Below are 15,523 nucleotides of genomic sequence, written 5' to 3' on the forward strand. Positions count from 1 at the left end.
TTTGTTTACCAAGGAGTTTTCCGTTTCGACTGCGCCGGAAGTGGGGCGAATTATAGACTTCCAGAATCTGCCGTCAAGCACTAATTACGCTTTTGTTGCAGAAAGTGATTTTTTCGCGATAAGGCGGGGAATCCTGCGCATTACAGGAGGGATTCGAAGGACTAACAGCAGCGCCCCTATAGAAGCATAGATAGCCCACTCCTTCAGGTCCGCCCGCACAATCCACAACATATGCAGTAACCCAAGGCCGAGAATCACATATACCAGGCGATGCAGTTTCTTCCAACGGACACCCAGCCGACGCTGACTGTAGCGATTGGACGTCACCGCCAATATCAGCAAGCACAAGAAACCCAGCGTCCCCACAATAATGTACGGCCTCTTGCGCAGCTCAACCCCCAACTGCGACCAATCCAACCCCAGGACAAAAACACAATACGCCGCCAGGTGCAGCACCACGTAAGCAAAACACCACAACCCCAACTGCCGACGTACAGCTATCCACCCTGCCCACCCGCTCAGCTTCTGCAACGGTGTCATCCCAAGGGTGACCAGCAACAAGATCAGGGTCCCCAACCCCAAACGGTCAACCAGCACCTTTCCGGGATCTGGGCCCAGGGCGGAGCTCCAGGCCTCATACAACCAGTACAACGGCCAGACTCCCGCCGCGATAAAGACGCTGGCACGCCAGATCGGATAGCGCATCAATAGTTCTTCCGTAAATCGAGGTCGGTATAAAGAGAGGCAACCTCGTCCGAGTAACCATTGAACATCTGCGTCTCGCGCACATTGGGGCTGAACAAACCACTCGGTAAACGGCGCTCGCGGGCCTGGGTCCAGCGCGGGTGATCAACCGTAGGGTTCACGTTCGCATAGAACCCATACTCATCCGCCGCGATACTCTGCCAGGTGGTTTTCGGCTGCTCACTCACCAGGCTGATCCGCACGATTGACTTCACGCTTTTGAAGCCATACTTCCACGGCACGACCAAACGCAGCGGCGCCCCATTCTGGTTCGGCAACTCGCGCCCATACATACCCACGGCAAGGATTGCCAAAGGGTTCATCGCCTCATCCAGACGCAGGCCTTCAACATAAGGCCAGTCGATCAAACCGAAGCTCGAGCGCTGCCCCGGCATGCTCTTGGGGTCCTGAAGGGTTTCAAAGCGGATGTACTTGGCCTTGGAGGTGGGTTCGACCTGTTTAAGCAAGGCTGCTATAGGGAAGCCTATCCAGGGAATGACCATCGACCACGCCTCGACACAGCGCAAACGGTAGATACGCTCTTCCAACTGATACGGCTTCATGAAGTCTTCCAGGGCGTAACGCCCAGGCTTGGCGACTTCACCATCAATCACCACGCTCCACGGCTCGGTCTTGAGTGAGCCCGCATTCACCGCTGGATCGCCCTTGCCGGTACCGAACTCATAGAAATTGTTGTAGTGAGTAGCATCCTTGAAGGGGGTGATGGCTTCGTTTTTTACCGTCACCGCCTGCCATTGGGTGCCTGGCAGCTTTTCAGCAAACCATCCCGGGGCCTTACCTGGCTCGACGTCGGCGTAACGCGCAGCATCATCCGCACTGGCCCAACGCGGTAGACTGCTGGCAGCCATACCGGCAAGCGCACCGCCGAGCAACGTACGGCGAGAAAAATAGAGGGATTCAGGTGTGACATCCGATTCATTGCAATCGGACGCTTTGGGGAATTTGATTAACATGGCAACTCCGCAGCATTGGAGAACTGATGCACCAATAGACTGCGGAGTATGGGGGAAATTACATTAAGGCAATGTTTTGTCCCGGCGCATATGCAACAAGTACTGAACCGGCCCCGAAGCGGCGTAGACCAGGAACGCCAGCAACAGAATGCGCGGCGGATCACTGAACACCACGGCGAACACCAGCACCACCGCCAGAATTGCCACGAAAGGCACGCGCCCCTTCAAGTCCAGCTCCTTGAAGCTGTTGTACTTGATGTTGCTGACCATCAGCATGCCGGCAGCAGCCACCATCAATGCCACCAGGAACGACATCTTGGACCCCTGGATGCCGTAGTCACTGAACGCCCAGACAATACCCGCCACCACCCCGGCAGCCGCAGGGCTGGCCAGACCAATGAAGTAGCGCTTGTCGGCAGTCCCCACCTGGGTATTGAAGCGCGCCAGACGCAAAGCGGCGCCCGCCACATAGATGAAGGCAACCATCCAGCCGACCTTGCCCATATCACCCAGCGCCCAGGCAAACGCCAGCAACGCCGGCGCGACACCGAAGGCGACCATGTCGGACAGCGAGTCATACTCGGCACCGAAGGCGCTTTGGGTATTGGTCATGCGCGCCACCCGACCATCAAGGCCGTCGAGCACCATGGCCACGAAGATCGCAATCGCGGCAAAGCCGAAATACTTGCTGGCACTCGCCGCATCACCTGCCGCCAGCGCACTCTGGGCACTCATGGAGTTGATGATGGAATAGAACCCGGCGAACAGGTTCGCCGTGGTGAACAGATTGGGCAGCAGATAGATGCCACGATGCCGGACCTTGCGGCCTTCAGCGTCATGCCCTTCCTCGACATGTTCATCGATCGGTAGCAGGCTTTCGGCGTCAGAAGCCTGGCTTGGCTCTTCGGGACGTTCGCTCATGGACTTTACCTTGCAACGGTTTGAAAAAATTCGACAAATACGTGCGGCGAGTGTTCGCCCGCAAACGATGCAGCTTTATACCAGAACCCGCCCCCCAAACGAAAAAACGCGGCCTAAGCCGCGTTTTCTCTTGATGCGTGCGACTTAGTTCTTGGCTTTGTCGACGATCTTGTTGGCACCGATCCACGGCATCATGGAGCGCAGTTGCTCGCCGATGACTTCGATACCGTGAGCGGCGTTGTTACGACGCTTGGCGGTCATCGAAGGGTAGCCGGTAGCGCCTTCGCTGATGAACATTTTGGCGTATTCGCCGTCCTGAATACGTTTCAGGGCGTTGCGCATAGCCTGGCGGGATTCGGCGTTGATCACTTCCGGACCCGTCACGTACTCGCCGTATTCAGCGTTGTTGGAGATCGAGTAGTTCATGTTGGCGATACCGCCTTCGTACATGAGGTCAACGATCAGTTTCAGTTCGTGCAGGCACTCGAAGTAGGCCATTTCCGGCGCGTAGCCAGCTTCAACCAGGGTTTCGAAACCGGCCTTGACCAGCTCGACAGTACCGCCGCACAGAACGGCTTGTTCACCGAACAGGTCGGTTTCAGTCTCGTCCTTGAAGGTGGTTTCGATGATGCCGGTACGACCGCCACCCACGCCAGCAGCGTAGGACAGTGCAACGTTCTTGGCGTTGCCCGAAGCGTCCTGGTAGATCGCGATCAGGTCAGGGATACCGCCGCCCTTGACGAACTCGGAACGCACGGTGTGACCCGGTGCTTTCGGCGCGATCATGATCACGTCGAGGTCAGCGCGTGGCACTACCTGGTTGTAGTGGATCGCGAAGCCGTGGGAGAAGGCCAGGGTGGCGCCCTTCTTGATGTTCGGCTCGATTTCGTTCTTGTACAGCGCGGACTGGAACTCGTCCGGGGTCAGGATCATGACCAGGTCGGCAGCAGCAACGGCGGAAGCAACGTCAGTCACTTTCAGGCCATGGGCCTCAGCCTTGGCAACGGTGGCCGAGCCTTTACGCAGGCCAACAGTCACGTCAACGCCGGAATCTTTCAGGTTGCAAGCTTGCGCGTGACCCTGGGAGCCGTAGCCGATGATGGCGACTTTCTTGCCCTGGATGATCGACAGGTCACAATCTTTATCGTAATAAACTTTCATGAGGTTCCTCTATATATCCAGGCCGTGAGGCCATTCACTAATTGGGTTAGATGCTCAGTACTTTGTCGCCACGGGCAATCCCGGTGACACCACTGCGTACAGTTTCCAGAATCGAGGCCGTCCCGATCGACTGGATGAAGCTGTCCAGTTTGTCGCTCGTACCGGTCAATTGAACGGTATAAACGCTGGCGCTCACATCGACGATCTGCCCGCGATAGATGTCGGTAGTACGCTTGATCTCGGCACGTTGGGCGCCCGTGGCCTTGACCTTAACCAGCATCAGCTCGCGCTCGATGTGGGCACTTTCCGACAAGTCGACCAGCTTGACCACTTCGATCAGCTTGTTGAGGTTTTTGGTGATCTGCTCGATCACCTCATCGTGGCCAACAGTAGTCAACGTCAGGCGCGACAGGGTCGGGTCTTCGGTCGGGGCCACGGTCAGGCTTTCGATGTTGTAGTTGCGTTGCGAAAACAGGCCGACAACACGAGACAGAGCGCCGGGTTCGTTCTCCAGAAGCAGGGAGATAATGTGCCGCATGATTAAGTACGCTCCGTCTTGTTCAGCCACATGTCGCGCATAGAGCCGTCTTTGATCTGCATCGGGTAGACGTGCTCGCTGGTATCCACCTGAATATCGATGAACACCAGGCGATCCTTCATGGCGAACGCCTCTTCCATCTTCGGCTTCAGATCTTTCAGATCGGTGATGCGAATGCCGACGTGGCCATAGGCTTCAACCAATTTGACGAAATCCGGCAACGATTCCATGTAGGAATGGGAGTGACGGCTGTTGTAGCTCATGTCCTGCCATTGACGAACCATGCCCAGCACGCCGTTGTTCAGGCAGACGATCTTCACCGGAAGGCCGTATTGCAGGCACGTCGACAGCTCTTGGATGTTCATCTGGATACTGCCTTCACCAGTGACGCACGCAACGTCAGTGTCCGGGAAGCTCAGCTTCACACCCATCGCCGCAGGGAAACCAAAGCCCATCGTGCCCAGGCCACCGGAGTTGATCCAGCGGTTAGGCTTGTCGAACTTGTAGTACTGCGCCGCGAACATCTGGTGCTGGCCCACGTCGGAGGTCACAAAGGCGTCGCCCTTGGTCACTTCGCACAGGGTCTCGATCACGGTTTGTGGCTTGATGATGCTGCCGTCGCCCTTGTCGTAAGGGAACAGGCCGCGATCACCGCGCCATTCGTCGATCTGCTTCCACCAACTGGCAACGGATTCCTTGTTCGGCGTCTCGCCGATGTCCTTGAGCGCAGCAACCATTTCGGTCAGCACGCTTTCAACAGGACCCACGATCGGCACGTCGGCCTTGATGGTCTTGGAGATGGACGCCGGGTCGATGTCGATATGGATGATCTTGGCATTCGGGCAGAATTTGCTCGCGCCGTTGATCACCCGATCATCGAACCGTGCGCCGACTGCCAGGATCACGTCGGCGTGGTGCATGGCCAGGTTGGCGGTGTAGCTGCCGTGCATGCCAAGCATGCCGACAAACTGACGGTCCGTGCCCGGGAACGCGCCGAGGCCCATCAAGGTGTTGGTCACCGGCAGGTTAAGCAGCTTGGCGAGTTCGGTCAGTGGTGCAGAACCACCGCCCAGAATCACGCCACCGCCCGAGTACAGCACCGGGCGCTTGGCCGCCAGGAGCATTTCTGCCGCCTTGCGGATTTGGCCCGAGTGCCCACGAACAGCCGGGCTGTAGGAGCGCAGCTTGGCTTTCTTCGGGAACACGTATTCGAATTTTTCCGCAGGGTTGGTCATGTCCTTCGGGATATCGACCACCACAGGACCCGGGCGACCGGACTGAGCGAGGTAGAAGGCCTTCTTCATGACTTCCGGGATTTCCGACGCATGCTTGATCATGAAGCTGTGTTTCACGATCGGCCGGGAGATACCGATCATGTCGGTTTCCTGGAATGCATCGGTACCCACCATGGTGCTGGCGACCTGGCCGGAAATGATCACCATCGGGATGGAGTCCATATAAGCAGTCGCGATGCCGGTAATGGCATTGGTCGCGCCTGGGCCGGACGTTACCAGTACCACACCGGCTTTACCGGTGGCACGGGCATAACCGTCAGCCATATGGGTAGCAGCTTGTTCGTGGCGAACCAGGATGTGGGTAACAGCCGGTTCCTTGAACAGTGCGTCGTAGACATGCAGCAGAGCACCACCTGGGTACCCGTAGATATAGTCGACGCCTTCGTCACGCAAAAAGCGGACGAGCATCTCACCGCCAGATAAAAGCTCCACGTTGTTCACCTCTAAAACGCCAGAATACCGTCCGTTGAAAACCGACGGGTCTTAATAGGTTTACTTCTCAACAGAGCATGAGCGACGGTGGTCGCCGACTACGTCAGCACTGACTGAGCAAGTATTGGGATCGTCCCAAGTGTTGCGGGCTTTTCCCACCCAGCGCGAGGTAACGCGTTGCGGGTGTAACAGGTCGGCGCGGATGTGCGCCTCATGATCTGCTGAGCGGGTCTGCTTCTGGCAGTCCCGATACAGCGGACTTTGGATTCTTCTGTTTCAGCCCCTTCAAGTCAAGCAATAATTGCGCTTTTTTCCAACTAAGCGCATGAGAACGTAGAAGAAAGGGCTTTGAGGAGGGATAAAACTCGCCTGAATGTCGTCAAGCGGTAGAAATGTGCGCAAGACTGCCGGAAAACCCGACAGTCAGGCAATTAACGAGCGTCGACGATCAATTGGTCGAACTTTTTCAGCGCATTGCGCAATCCGAGGCTCTGCAACGGACGGTCGGCATAGACCATCTCGGCCATCTCCAGGATCCCGGATGCGTTGGGCAGTGGCAGGTCCTGCTCGAGGATCTGCTTCATGCGCACGAGGAAGATCCACTGCAGCCACTGATGAAAGTCCAGGGTGTCCACCGAGAACGGCTCGACGCTGCTGAGCGCCTCGGGGCTGGGGGGCACTTCATCCCACCAGCCTTGCACGCGCAATTCGCGCTCGATCAGCAATAACTGTTCGGCAATCGCTGGAAAACGTGCATCCATCAGAGGCTGACCTTGGCTTTCTGACGTGCCTGGGCAGCACCGGCAGCGTCGCCCTGTGCAGCCCGTGCATCGCCGATCAGGGCCCACAGGCTGGCTTGCAGGTCGGGACGCCCATTGGCCAGGGTCAGGCCACGACGGGCGAACTGTTCGGCTTGCGGTGCGTCGCCCTGGGCCATGCGTACCTGAGCCAGGCGATACAGCACTTGCGGCTCGCGCGGCGCCACACGCTGGGCGCGCTCCAGGCTCGATGATGCACCGTTCAAGTCTCCACCAGCCTGTTGTTGCTGGGCGGTGGTCAGCAAGGCCAGTACCGGCCCATCCAGTTGCTCGTCAGCCGACAGGCCGCCAGCGCTGGACGATGACGGGATGCCGCTGGGTGTCGACGGCATGTTGTAGGTGCCCTGATTGATCGGCGCCGCCTGGACCGGCGCGGTGTCGATCGGGCCCGAAGTGCTCGGCCCCGGGGTCCACGGCTCGGCGCTGATCGGCGCGGAGGTAGCCGCCCCGGCGCCCGGCACCATCACCACCACGCCCGAATCCTGCGGTACAGCCTGGGTGGCGGCCTGGGCAGGACGCGTGGTCACGGTCTGGCGGAACCCGCCGTTGGCCGAAATCCGGTCGTTATTGGAGACAGCGGTGCTCGAGTCCACCACGGGAATGGAGCCGCGCTGCACGCTGGCGCAACCATTGAGCAAAGCCAGAGCTGTAATAGCTGGAATCCACCACTTGTTCACTTGAAACCCTCTTTGCTTAATTCATCCAGCCCTTGACCCAATCCATCACCGATTCCGCGTCAGCAGGGGCACTGCCACCGCATGCGGCACCGGGTGGTGGTTCGCTGCCGCGAATATACGGCATCTGCACCGCGCCCGGACAGTTGGCGTCAGAGCCCTGGCCGGTGTGCGGATCAATCCAGGCCTGCACGATATTGTCCGGCTGCGGCATGTTCAGCGGCAGCGGGTCGGCCTTGCGCATGAAACTGGTCCAGACCTGCAGCGCACCGGTCGCACCGGTAAACGGCGTCTTGCCATTGTCGTCGCGCCCCAACCACACCACTGCCAGCACGTCCTGGCCGAAGCCTGCGAACCAACTGTCGCGCGAGTCGTTACTGGTACCCGTCTTGCCCGCCAACGTCAGGTTGGACGGCAGCACTTTATAGACAGAGCTGCCGGTACCTTCGCGCATCACGCGCTGCATGGCGTTCTGGATCAGGTAGATGGAGCCTGCGTCGAACCGCTGCTGGATCTGGAAGGGATAGCGCTTGAGCGGCTCGCCCTCGGCGGTCAGCACACTGCGGATCCCGCGCATCGGCGTATTGAAGCCACCGTTGGCAAGGGTCTGGTACATGGTCGCCACTTCCATCGGCGTCATTGCGCCAGCGCCCAGCAGGATCGACGGGAAAGCCGGGAACTCGCGGGTGATGCCCAGGCGCGCCAGCGTCTTGAGGACGTTCGGCACGCCCACTTCCAGGCCGAGCCGGGAGGTGGAGATGTTGTAGGAATGCGCCAGCCCCTGGTACAGGAACACCGTACCGTGGGAGCGACGGTCGAAGTTCTGCGGCGTCCACACCTGGCCATCGGCCCCTTTGACCGACAGCGGATCGTCCGACAGCCAACTGGTCAGCGAGTATTTGCTCGGTTTTTCCAGCGCGGTCAGGTAGACGGCCGGCTTGACCAGCGAGCCGATCGGCCGTACCGCATCCAGTGCACGGTTGAAACCGGCAAAACTGGCCTGGCGGCTGCCGATCATGGCCTGGACTTCACCGGTTTCCGGGTTGGTCACGACCATGGCGGCCTCGACTTCGTCGGAGCCTTTGCGGCCGGTCAGGCGCTTGAAGGTGTCGTTGACCGAGGCTTCGGCCTTCATCTGCAGGATCGGGTCGAAACTGGTGAAGATCCGCAGGCCTTCTTCGGTCAAGTCTTCGTCACGGTAGTCTTCACGCAACTGGCGCTTGACCAGGTCGATAAAGCCCGGGAAGGAGCTGTCGGCCAGTTTGCCGCGGGTAGTCACACCCAGTGGCATTTTCTTGGCTGCAGCGACTTGTTCCGCGGTGGCCACGCCCTGCTGCTCAAGCACATCGAGCACCAGGTTGCGGCGTTCCAGCGCACGCTCAGGGTTGCGACGCGGGTTGTAGTAGGAAGGCCCCTTGACCATGCCCACCAGCAACGCGACCTGATGCAGCTTCAACTCGGACAGCGGCTGGCCAAAGAAGAACTGGCTGGCCAGACCGAAACCGTGCACTGCGCGCTGGCCGTCCTGGCCTACGAAGACCTCATTGAGGTAAGCCTCGAGGATTTCCTGCTTGCTGTAATGCAATTCAAGCAGCATCGCCATCATGGCTTCCGTGAGCTTACGGGTCAGGCTGCGCTCGTTGGTGAGGTAGAAGTTCTTCACCAACTGCTGGGTGAGCGTACTGCCGCCCTGAGTCATCTTGCCGCCAGACGTGTTGACCCAGATGGCGCGGGCAATCGACTTCGGCGACACGCCCCAGTGGCTGTAGAAATCGCGGTCCTCGACAGCAACCAGGGTTTCGAGCAGATACGGCGGCACCTGATCCAGCTTGATCAGGATGCGATCTTCAAGATTCTTCGGGTAAATCCCGCCGATCATCAGCGGTTCGAGGCGCACCACCGGCAGCTTCGAGCCATTGAGCGATGACAGCTCGGCTACATAGTCACCGGAAAAACGCACGCGCACCGGCTGGGCTTTTTCCAGGCCTTCATAGAACTGGAAGCCACGGGTATTGAGGTCGACGGTATTGCCGCTGACAGCCGCAGCGCCCGGACCGTTGCTCACGGGTTCGCGGCGGTAGCCCAGGGCATCGAGTTCGGTGAGGAAGTCATCCTTGCTCAGCTTCTGGCCGGTGAATAATTCCAGCGGGCGTGCGTACACCTTGGCCGGAATGGTCCAGCGCTTGCCGGAGAACTTCTCCTGGACCACGGCGTCGAGGTAAACGGCGAAGCCGGCAAGCACCACAAGGCCCACCAGGCCGAGCTTGAGCGCCCAGCCCAGCCATGGGCGCAGGCCACGCGAAGGAGGTTTTTTACGGGAACGGGGAGATCGGGTTCGAGTCATGGCGGCGGATTATACGCACTTTATTGCTGATCAACATGAGCCGGACAGCGGTTTGCACGACCGGCCGCAGCAGCCATAATGCCCGCCATGTTTTTCTCCAGACTCTGAAGGATCGCCCGTGAGCCAGTCCCTGATCGCCGCCCTGCAAAACCCGGCTTTATACCCCCATCCGGTAGAAGCGTTCCACGTCATCGAGACCCATATTTCATGGGTCATCCTGACCGGTCCTTATGCGTATAAATTGAAGAAGCCGATGAACTTCGGCTTCCTGGACTTCACCCAGCTGGACGACCGGGGTCACTTCTGCAAGGAAGAACTGCGCCTCAACCAGCGCCTGACCGAAGATTTGTATCTTGAAGTATTGCCAATCACCGGCACGGCCGAAGCCCCGCAATTGGGCGGCGACGGCCCGGTCATCGAATACGCATTGAAAATGCGTCAGTTCCCGCAAAGCCAACTGCTCAGCACCCTGCAGGCCAATGGCGAACTGACCAGCGCACACATCGATGAAATGGCCAAACAGATCGCGCACTTTCACCTTACCGCGCCGAAAGTCCCGCAGGATCACCCTGCCGGCACGCCGGACGAAGTGATGGCACCGGTCCGGCAGAACTTCGACCAGATCCGCCCGTTCCTCAGCGACAAGGCCGACCTGGACCAACTCGAAGCACTGCAAGCCTGGGCTGAAAGCAGCTTCGAGCGCCTCAAGCCATTGCTGGCACAGCGCAAGCTGGAAGGCTTCACCCGCGAATGTCACGGTGATATCCACCTGGGCAACGCCACCTTGATCGATGGCCACGTGGTTATTTTCGACTGCATCGAGTTCAACGAACCGTTCCGTTTCACCGACGTGTACGCCGACACCGGCTTCCTGGCGATGGACCTGGAAGACCGTGGCCTCAAGTCGCTGTCGCGGCGCTTTATCAGCCAGTACCTGGAATTGACCGGCGACTATCAGGGCCTCGAAGTCCTGAACTTCTACAAAGCCTACCGTGCGCTCGTTCGCGCCAAGATCTCGCTGTTCAGCATGCCGAGCGAGGCAAGCCCGGTGCAGCGCGCCACTACCCTGCGCCAGTACCGTAACTACGCCAACCTGGCCGAAAGCTACAGCACCATTCCATCGCGCTTCCTGGCGATCACCCACGGTGTTTCGGCGGTCGGCAAAAGCCACGTCGCCATGCGCCTGGTCGAAGCACTGGGGGCGGTGCGCCTGCGTTCGGATGTGGAGCGCAAGCGCCTGTTCGGCGAGCAACACGTGGAAAACACGCCACAGGCCGGCATTTATGCCGCGGATGCCAGCGCCGCCACCTACGCACGCCTGAATGAAATCGCCGACATCGTATTGCGTGCTGGCTACCCGGTAGTGCTGGATGCGACCTTCCTCAAACGCGAACAGCGCGACGCAGCGGCCAAGGTGGCCGAGGCCACTGGCGCGCCTTTCCTGATCCTGGATTGCAACGCACCTCAAGCCGTTATCAGCGCCTGGCTGGCACAACGTCAGGCAGACAAGAACGATCCGTCTGACGCAACGCTGGCGGTAATCGAAGAACAGCAGGCCAATCGTGACCCACTGACGGCCGAAGAACTGCTGCTGAGCAAACGCGTCGAGACCAATGAAAGCGGGACACTGGATGCCTTGGTCGCGCATATTCGTCAGCGCTTGCCGGGCCTGTAAGAAAAATTTCTTGGTCGTGTCGTCTACTTGGGCGCACGACCAAGCAATAGTGGCACTATAATGGCGTCATAAATCCAACAGGAGTCGCCGTCATGAGTCAGCCCAAGCTTCTCGATACACCGCTCTACTCGCTCCTGCATAAAGACGATATCCGCGGTTTCAATCAGGAACGCCCAAAAGAAGGGGCGATCGACATGCGTGGCGGCGATTTCCGAGGCTTGGACCTGCGCGAGCTGAATGCCGTCGGCGTGGATTTCACCGACGCGTACTTCCGCTCTGCCGACCTGCGTGGCCTGGATTTGCGTGACTGCTCACTGGAAGGCGCCAGCCTGGCCCATGCGCAAATCTCGGGCACCTACTTCCCACCTGAACTGACCGCCGACGAGATCCTCATGTCGGTCAATTTCGGCACTCGCCTGCGTTACCGCACCAAGTAGACATTGTCCTCCCAGGCCTTGGTACGCACCCACGTACCAAGGACCTTGCACCTGCCCGCCGTCAAAATCCCCGCGTCATTCTTATAAGCTTTTAGGCCGTTCCTGACCAAAGAACTACGCTTTTCCTACTGAGCGCTACACTCCTTTTCAGGCTTGCCTGGTCACGATACCCACCGCACCATTCGGCCGTCGCAAGGAGGCTTGATGAATGATGAGCTGCAACACCTGAAAAACCTCGGCAAGACGTCTGCACAGTGGCTGCATGCGGTGGGCATCCACAGTGCGTCCGACTTGCGCCGCCTGGGGGCTGTGGATGCCTATCGAGCAGTGAGAACGCGCGGGTTCCGGGCTTCGAAAGTGCTGCTGTATGCAATCGAAGGGGCCTTGATGGATGTGCACTGGAACGACATTCCGACCGAGCGCAAGGAGGCGTTGAACCGCCAGCTGGACGCCCTCTCGGCACGGCAGAGAAATTAGATCAGTCAGCAAGCCCAACAATTACGGGCCTTTCGAACGATCGTTTGAGGAAAAATTCGAAGCGACCAAAAACAGGCATTGACTCTCAAATGAGAATCGTTATGATTATCACAACTGGTCGCGAGATCAGCCGATAACTGAAAGACCATTGGTTCGGACTCTCAGATTATCTCCTCATCAGGCTAATCACGGTTATTTGACCCGGCTCTTGCCGGGTCTTTTTTTGCCTGCAGAAAGCTGCCTGCCATACCGTTCAGCGAGCGATGATCAGGGGATGCCCCCGCTCAGGATGGGGCTGCACCAACACGTCCAGGCCGAACACGGCTTTCAGCGGCTCCGGACGCATCACCTGTTCAGGCGTGTCCAGCGCATGCGGTCGGCCCTGCTCCAGCAGCAAAATCCGGTCGCAATAACGTGCAGCCAGATTCAAGTCATGCAGAATCACCAGCACCGCCGCGCCGCGATCAGCAAAGGTGCGAATCGCCTGCAACGTGGTGTGTTGATGTAACGGGTCCAGCATTGAAGTGGGCTCATCAAGCAGCAACGTCTGCCCCGTCTCGCCCGGCCATAACTGCGCCAGCACCCGCGCCAGGTGGACGCGCTGACGCTCGCCACCGGACAACGCCAGGTAACTGCGACCGCTCAAGTGGCCGACATCCGCAGCCTGTAGCGCCGCGTCGATAATCTCGTCATCGCGCGTGCGGCCGGTCTGATGCGGCAAACGCCCCATGCCGACGACTTCCTCCACGCGAAAAGCAAAGTCCAGGGTCGAGCTTTGCGGCAATACCGCCAAGCGCTGCGCGCGCTGTGCGCCGGTCCAGTCTTTGAGGGCTTGCTGGTCCAGCCACACCTTGCCCTGGTCGGGATGCAGCTCACCGCACAACGCGCCGAGCAACGTACTCTTGCCCGCACCGTTGGGGCCGAGTACGCCGAGCACCTGGCCCGGCAACAGTTCGAGAGTGATATCCGCCAACACCGTCTTGCTGCCGCGACGGATATGCAGGTCTTCCACACGCAGCATCAGGCACGCCCCCGCAACAACAGGTACAGAAAAAACGGCGCACCGATAAATGCAGTAACAATACCGATCGGCAATTCAGCCGGCGCCAAGGCAAGGCGCGCGACCAGGTCGGCAAACAGCAGCAGGCTGGCGCCCGCCAACACCGAAGCCGGCAACAGCACGCGATGATCCGGCCCCGCCAACAGGCGCACCAGGTGCGGCACCACCAACCCCACGAAGCCGATCATGCCCGCCGCGGCCACCGCTGCGCCTACTCCTAACGCGGTGCAGAACACCAACTCGCGCTTGAGCCGCTCGACATCGATCCCGAGGTGGCTCGCTTCCGACTCGCCCAGCAGCAAGGCATTCAGCGCCTTCGCGCGGCGCGGCAACCACAGTGCTACGCCAGCGCTCACCAGCAACAGAGGCCACAGCCGCGAATAACTGGCGCCATTGAGGCTGCCCAGGTTCCAGAACGTAAGGGTGCGCAGGGTCGCGTCCTCGGCCAGGTAAGTGAACAAGCCGACCACCGAGGTCGCGAGGGCCGTCAGCGCGATACCGGCGAGCAGCATCGTGGCGACATTGGTCTGGCCGTTACGCCGACCCAGTCGATAGACCAGCGCGGTCACCCCCAGGCCACCGAGGAATGCACACAACGACAACAGGTAAGGCCCGAAGGCATCCGGCAAGCCGCCGAAAAACGCCCTCCCGACAATCGCCACTGCTGCGCCCAGCGCCGCACCACTGGAAACGCCCACCAATCCCGGATCCGCCAGCGGGTTGCGAAACAGCCCCTGCATGGCCACGCCCGACAATGCCAATACACCGCCGACAGCCAGCCCCAGCAAGGTTCGCGGCAGACGAATCTGCCCCAGGATCAGCTCCGCCTGCTCCAACCCTTGCGCCTGGATCGGCACCCCGATCAATCGCAGCGCCGCCTTGAGCGTATCCAGCAAGGGCAGGCTCACAGGCCCCAGCGCCAGGGATAGCCAAGTCGCGAGGGCGCACAGTATCGTCAGCCCGATAAATAACGTTCGCGGTTTAACCAGAGTGATCATGGGGCGGCTTTAGCCTGGGCGGGATAGAACCCGGCGGACAGCTCTACCAGGCTTTGCGGCAGACGCGGCCCCAGGCCGCCGACCAGCAAGGTCGGGTCCAGCTCAAACACTCGCCCATTCTTGGCCGCCGGCGTCGAGGCAAGGATCGGATTCTCCTTGAACAACGCCGCGCGTGCCGCGTCGCCGGTCAGGGCACGATCAGCGAACACCAACACATCAGGGCTCAACCCCGCCAGCGACTCCAGCGAAAACGGCTTGTAACCATTATGAGTCGCCAGGTTGTGCCCGCCCGCCTGCTGCAACACCCAGTCGGCGGCAGTGTCCTTGCCCGCAATCAGCGATTTACCGCCGGCGTGGCCGATCAGCACCAACACACCCGGCGCCTTTTGCGTGGCCTGGGCCTTGGCAACCCAGCGTTTCTGTTGATCGAGGGCTTGTTCATATCCAGTAAACAACTCATCGGCCTTGGCCGGGTTGCCCAGCAACTTGCCGAGGTGCTGGAGATTGCCTTTGAGGGCCGGGAGGTCCGGTTCCGCCGAGAACATCTCCACCTGCACGCCCGCGCTGCGGATTTGCGCCAGCACCGGCGGCGGCCCCATTTCGTCGGTCCCTACCAGCACCTGTGGACGCAGGCTGAGAATGCCTTCAGCCGACAACTGACGCTGATAGCCAATGCTCGGCAACGCCTTGAGCGATTCCGGATGCTGGCTGGTGGTGTCCACCCCCACCAGCTTCGACTCACCGCCCAGGGCCGTCACCCACTCCGACAGCGCCCCACCGGCACTCACCCAGCGTTGAGGCAGTTCAGAGGCTTGCGCCCCGTGGTTGACGAGCAGTCCGACAACAAGCGCAATAGCGCTGGCACTCAGGCGCATAACAGGGTTTCCTTCCAAGGGCAGGGCCTTTCGAGCACTCAGTGATGTGACAGGTAACCCCTGCCGAACATCGAACTAAGCACCCAGTCAGCTGACGGGC

15 protein-coding genes are annotated in these 15,523 nt (G+C 59.8%); 3 read left to right on the forward strand and 12 right to left on the reverse strand.

What is annotated here, in order from left to right; all coding sequences use genetic code 11:
• Window positions 1–84: 84 nt before the first annotated feature.
• The 9 genes from msrQ to mrcB form a co-directional block, all read right to left on the reverse strand.
• Entirely contained in the window at window positions 85–705 is a 621-nt protein-coding gene (gene msrQ, locus AC07OJ_RS28985) for a protein-methionine-sulfoxide reductase heme-binding subunit MsrQ (protein ID WP_495095693.1), read from the reverse strand.
• A complete protein-coding gene (msrP, locus tag AC07OJ_RS28990) occupies window positions 705–1,718 on the reverse strand; it encodes a protein-methionine-sulfoxide reductase catalytic subunit MsrP (RefSeq protein WP_495095694.1) in 1,014 nt (337 codons plus the stop codon). Before msrP ends, msrQ begins: the two co-directional genes overlap by 1 nt.
• Window positions 1,719–1,781: 63 nt before the next feature.
• The gene (gene pssA / locus AC07OJ_RS28995; protein ID WP_065910324.1) at window positions 1,782–2,639 is read right to left on the reverse strand and encodes a CDP-diacylglycerol--serine O-phosphatidyltransferase; all 858 of its coding nucleotides are present in this window, start codon (window positions 2,637–2,639) and stop codon (window positions 1,782–1,784) included.
• A gap of 144 nt (window positions 2,640–2,783) precedes the next feature.
• Complete coding sequence (gene ilvC / locus AC07OJ_RS29000) at window positions 2,784–3,800, reverse strand: ketol-acid reductoisomerase (RefSeq protein WP_003176099.1); 1,017 nt, start codon at window positions 3,798–3,800, stop codon at window positions 2,784–2,786.
• 46 nt (window positions 3,801–3,846) lie between these two features.
• Complete coding sequence (gene ilvN / locus AC07OJ_RS29005; protein WP_003176102.1) at window positions 3,847–4,338, reverse strand: acetolactate synthase small subunit; 492 nt, start codon at window positions 4,336–4,338, stop codon at window positions 3,847–3,849.
• Window positions 4,339–4,340: 2 nt separating this feature from the next.
• Entirely contained in the window at window positions 4,341–6,065 is a 1,725-nt protein-coding gene (locus AC07OJ_RS29010) for an acetolactate synthase 3 large subunit (protein WP_065910352.1), read from the reverse strand.
• 431 nt (window positions 6,066–6,496) lie between these two features.
• The gene (locus AC07OJ_RS29015; RefSeq protein ID WP_065910322.1) at window positions 6,497–6,826 is read right to left on the reverse strand and encodes a YqcC family protein; all 330 of its coding nucleotides are present in this window, start codon (window positions 6,824–6,826) and stop codon (window positions 6,497–6,499) included.
• A complete protein-coding gene (locus AC07OJ_RS29020) occupies window positions 6,826–7,560 on the reverse strand; it encodes a tetratricopeptide repeat protein (protein WP_065910320.1) in 735 nt (244 codons plus the stop codon). The genes AC07OJ_RS29015 and AC07OJ_RS29020 overlap by 1 nt, the downstream gene beginning before the upstream one ends.
• Window positions 7,561–7,576: 16 nt before the next feature.
• Complete coding sequence (mrcB, locus tag AC07OJ_RS29025) at window positions 7,577–9,901, reverse strand: penicillin-binding protein 1B (protein ID WP_065910318.1); 2,325 nt, start codon at window positions 9,899–9,901, stop codon at window positions 7,577–7,579.
• Window positions 9,902–10,019: 118 nt separating this feature from the next.
• Here mrcB and AC07OJ_RS29030 point away from each other — a divergent pair, with 118 nt between their 5' ends.
• The 3 genes from AC07OJ_RS29030 (at window position 10,020) to AC07OJ_RS29040 (ending at window position 12,490) form a co-directional block, all read left to right on the forward strand.
• Entirely contained in the window at window positions 10,020–11,576 is a 1,557-nt protein-coding gene (locus AC07OJ_RS29030) for a bifunctional aminoglycoside phosphotransferase/ATP-binding protein (protein ID WP_106802619.1), read from the forward strand.
• Between the two features lie 92 nt (window positions 11,577–11,668).
• Window positions 11,669–12,013 carry a pentapeptide repeat-containing protein gene (locus tag AC07OJ_RS29035; RefSeq protein WP_065910314.1) on the forward strand — a complete coding sequence of 115 codons (345 nt, stop codon included), beginning with the start codon at window positions 11,669–11,671 and terminating at the stop codon, window positions 12,011–12,013.
• Window positions 12,014–12,217: 204 nt separating this feature from the next.
• Window positions 12,218–12,490 (forward strand): TfoX/Sxy family protein, encoded by a 273-nt coding sequence (locus AC07OJ_RS29040; protein WP_106802618.1) that lies wholly within the window; start codon window positions 12,218–12,220, stop codon window positions 12,488–12,490.
• Between the two features lie 253 nt (window positions 12,491–12,743).
• Here the strand turns inward: AC07OJ_RS29040 and AC07OJ_RS29045 are convergent, their stop codons facing one another.
• From AC07OJ_RS29045 to AC07OJ_RS29055, 3 genes are read right to left on the reverse strand one after another with little or no spacing between them, the layout of a single operon-like run.
• Window positions 12,744–13,511: a heme ABC transporter ATP-binding protein gene (locus AC07OJ_RS29045; protein WP_201145881.1), complete on the reverse strand. Its 768-nt coding sequence runs from the start codon at window positions 13,509–13,511 to the stop codon at window positions 12,744–12,746.
• Window positions 13,511–14,548 carry a FecCD family ABC transporter permease gene (locus AC07OJ_RS29050; RefSeq protein WP_495095695.1) on the reverse strand — a complete coding sequence of 346 codons (1,038 nt, stop codon included), beginning with the start codon at window positions 14,546–14,548 and terminating at the stop codon, window positions 13,511–13,513. The genes AC07OJ_RS29045 and AC07OJ_RS29050 overlap by 1 nt, the downstream gene beginning before the upstream one ends.
• Entirely contained in the window at window positions 14,545–15,423 is an 879-nt protein-coding gene (locus tag AC07OJ_RS29055) for a heme/hemin ABC transporter substrate-binding protein (protein ID WP_106802616.1), read from the reverse strand. Before AC07OJ_RS29055 ends, AC07OJ_RS29050 begins: the two co-directional genes overlap by 4 nt.
• Window positions 15,424–15,523: the final 100 nt, after the last annotated feature.

It is taken from the genome of Pseudomonas sp. GW821-FHT09C08, from assembly GCF_059418125.1.

What these genes read in the sequence shown, in the direction of transcription:
- msrQ (WP_495095693.1), bottom strand. Translation starts at nt 705, where the DNA reads ATGCGCTATCCGATCTGGCGTGCCAGCGTCTTTATCGCGGCGGGAGTC.
- msrP (WP_495095694.1), bottom strand. Translation starts at nt 1,718, where the DNA reads ATGTTAATCAAATTCCCCAAAGCGTCCGATTGCAATGAATCGGATGTC.
- pssA (WP_065910324.1), bottom strand. Translation starts at nt 2,639, where the DNA reads ATGAGCGAACGTCCCGAAGAGCCAAGCCAGGCTTCTGACGCCGAAAGC.
- ilvC (WP_003176099.1), bottom strand. Translation starts at nt 3,800, where the DNA reads ATGAAAGTTTATTACGATAAAGATTGTGACCTGTCGATCATCCAGGGC.
- ilvN (WP_003176102.1), bottom strand. Translation starts at nt 4,338, where the DNA reads ATGCGGCACATTATCTCCCTGCTTCTGGAGAACGAACCCGGCGCTCTG.
- AC07OJ_RS29015 (WP_065910322.1), bottom strand. Translation starts at nt 6,826, where the DNA reads ATGGATGCACGTTTTCCAGCGATTGCCGAACAGTTATTGCTGATCGAG.
- mrcB (WP_065910318.1), bottom strand. Translation starts at nt 9,901, where the DNA reads ATGACTCGAACCCGATCTCCCCGTTCCCGTAAAAAACCTCCTTCGCGT.
- AC07OJ_RS29035 (WP_065910314.1), top strand. Translation starts at nt 11,669, where the DNA reads ATGAGTCAGCCCAAGCTTCTCGATACACCGCTCTACTCGCTCCTGCAT.
- AC07OJ_RS29040 (WP_106802618.1), top strand. Translation starts at nt 12,218, where the DNA reads ATGAATGATGAGCTGCAACACCTGAAAAACCTCGGCAAGACGTCTGCA.
- AC07OJ_RS29045 (WP_201145881.1), bottom strand. Translation starts at nt 13,511, where the DNA reads ATGCTGCGTGTGGAAGACCTGCATATCCGTCGCGGCAGCAAGACGGTG.
- AC07OJ_RS29050 (WP_495095695.1), bottom strand. Translation starts at nt 14,548, where the DNA reads ATGATCACTCTGGTTAAACCGCGAACGTTATTTATCGGGCTGACGATA.
- AC07OJ_RS29055 (WP_106802616.1), bottom strand. Translation starts at nt 15,423, where the DNA reads ATGCGCCTGAGTGCCAGCGCTATTGCGCTTGTTGTCGGACTGCTCGTC.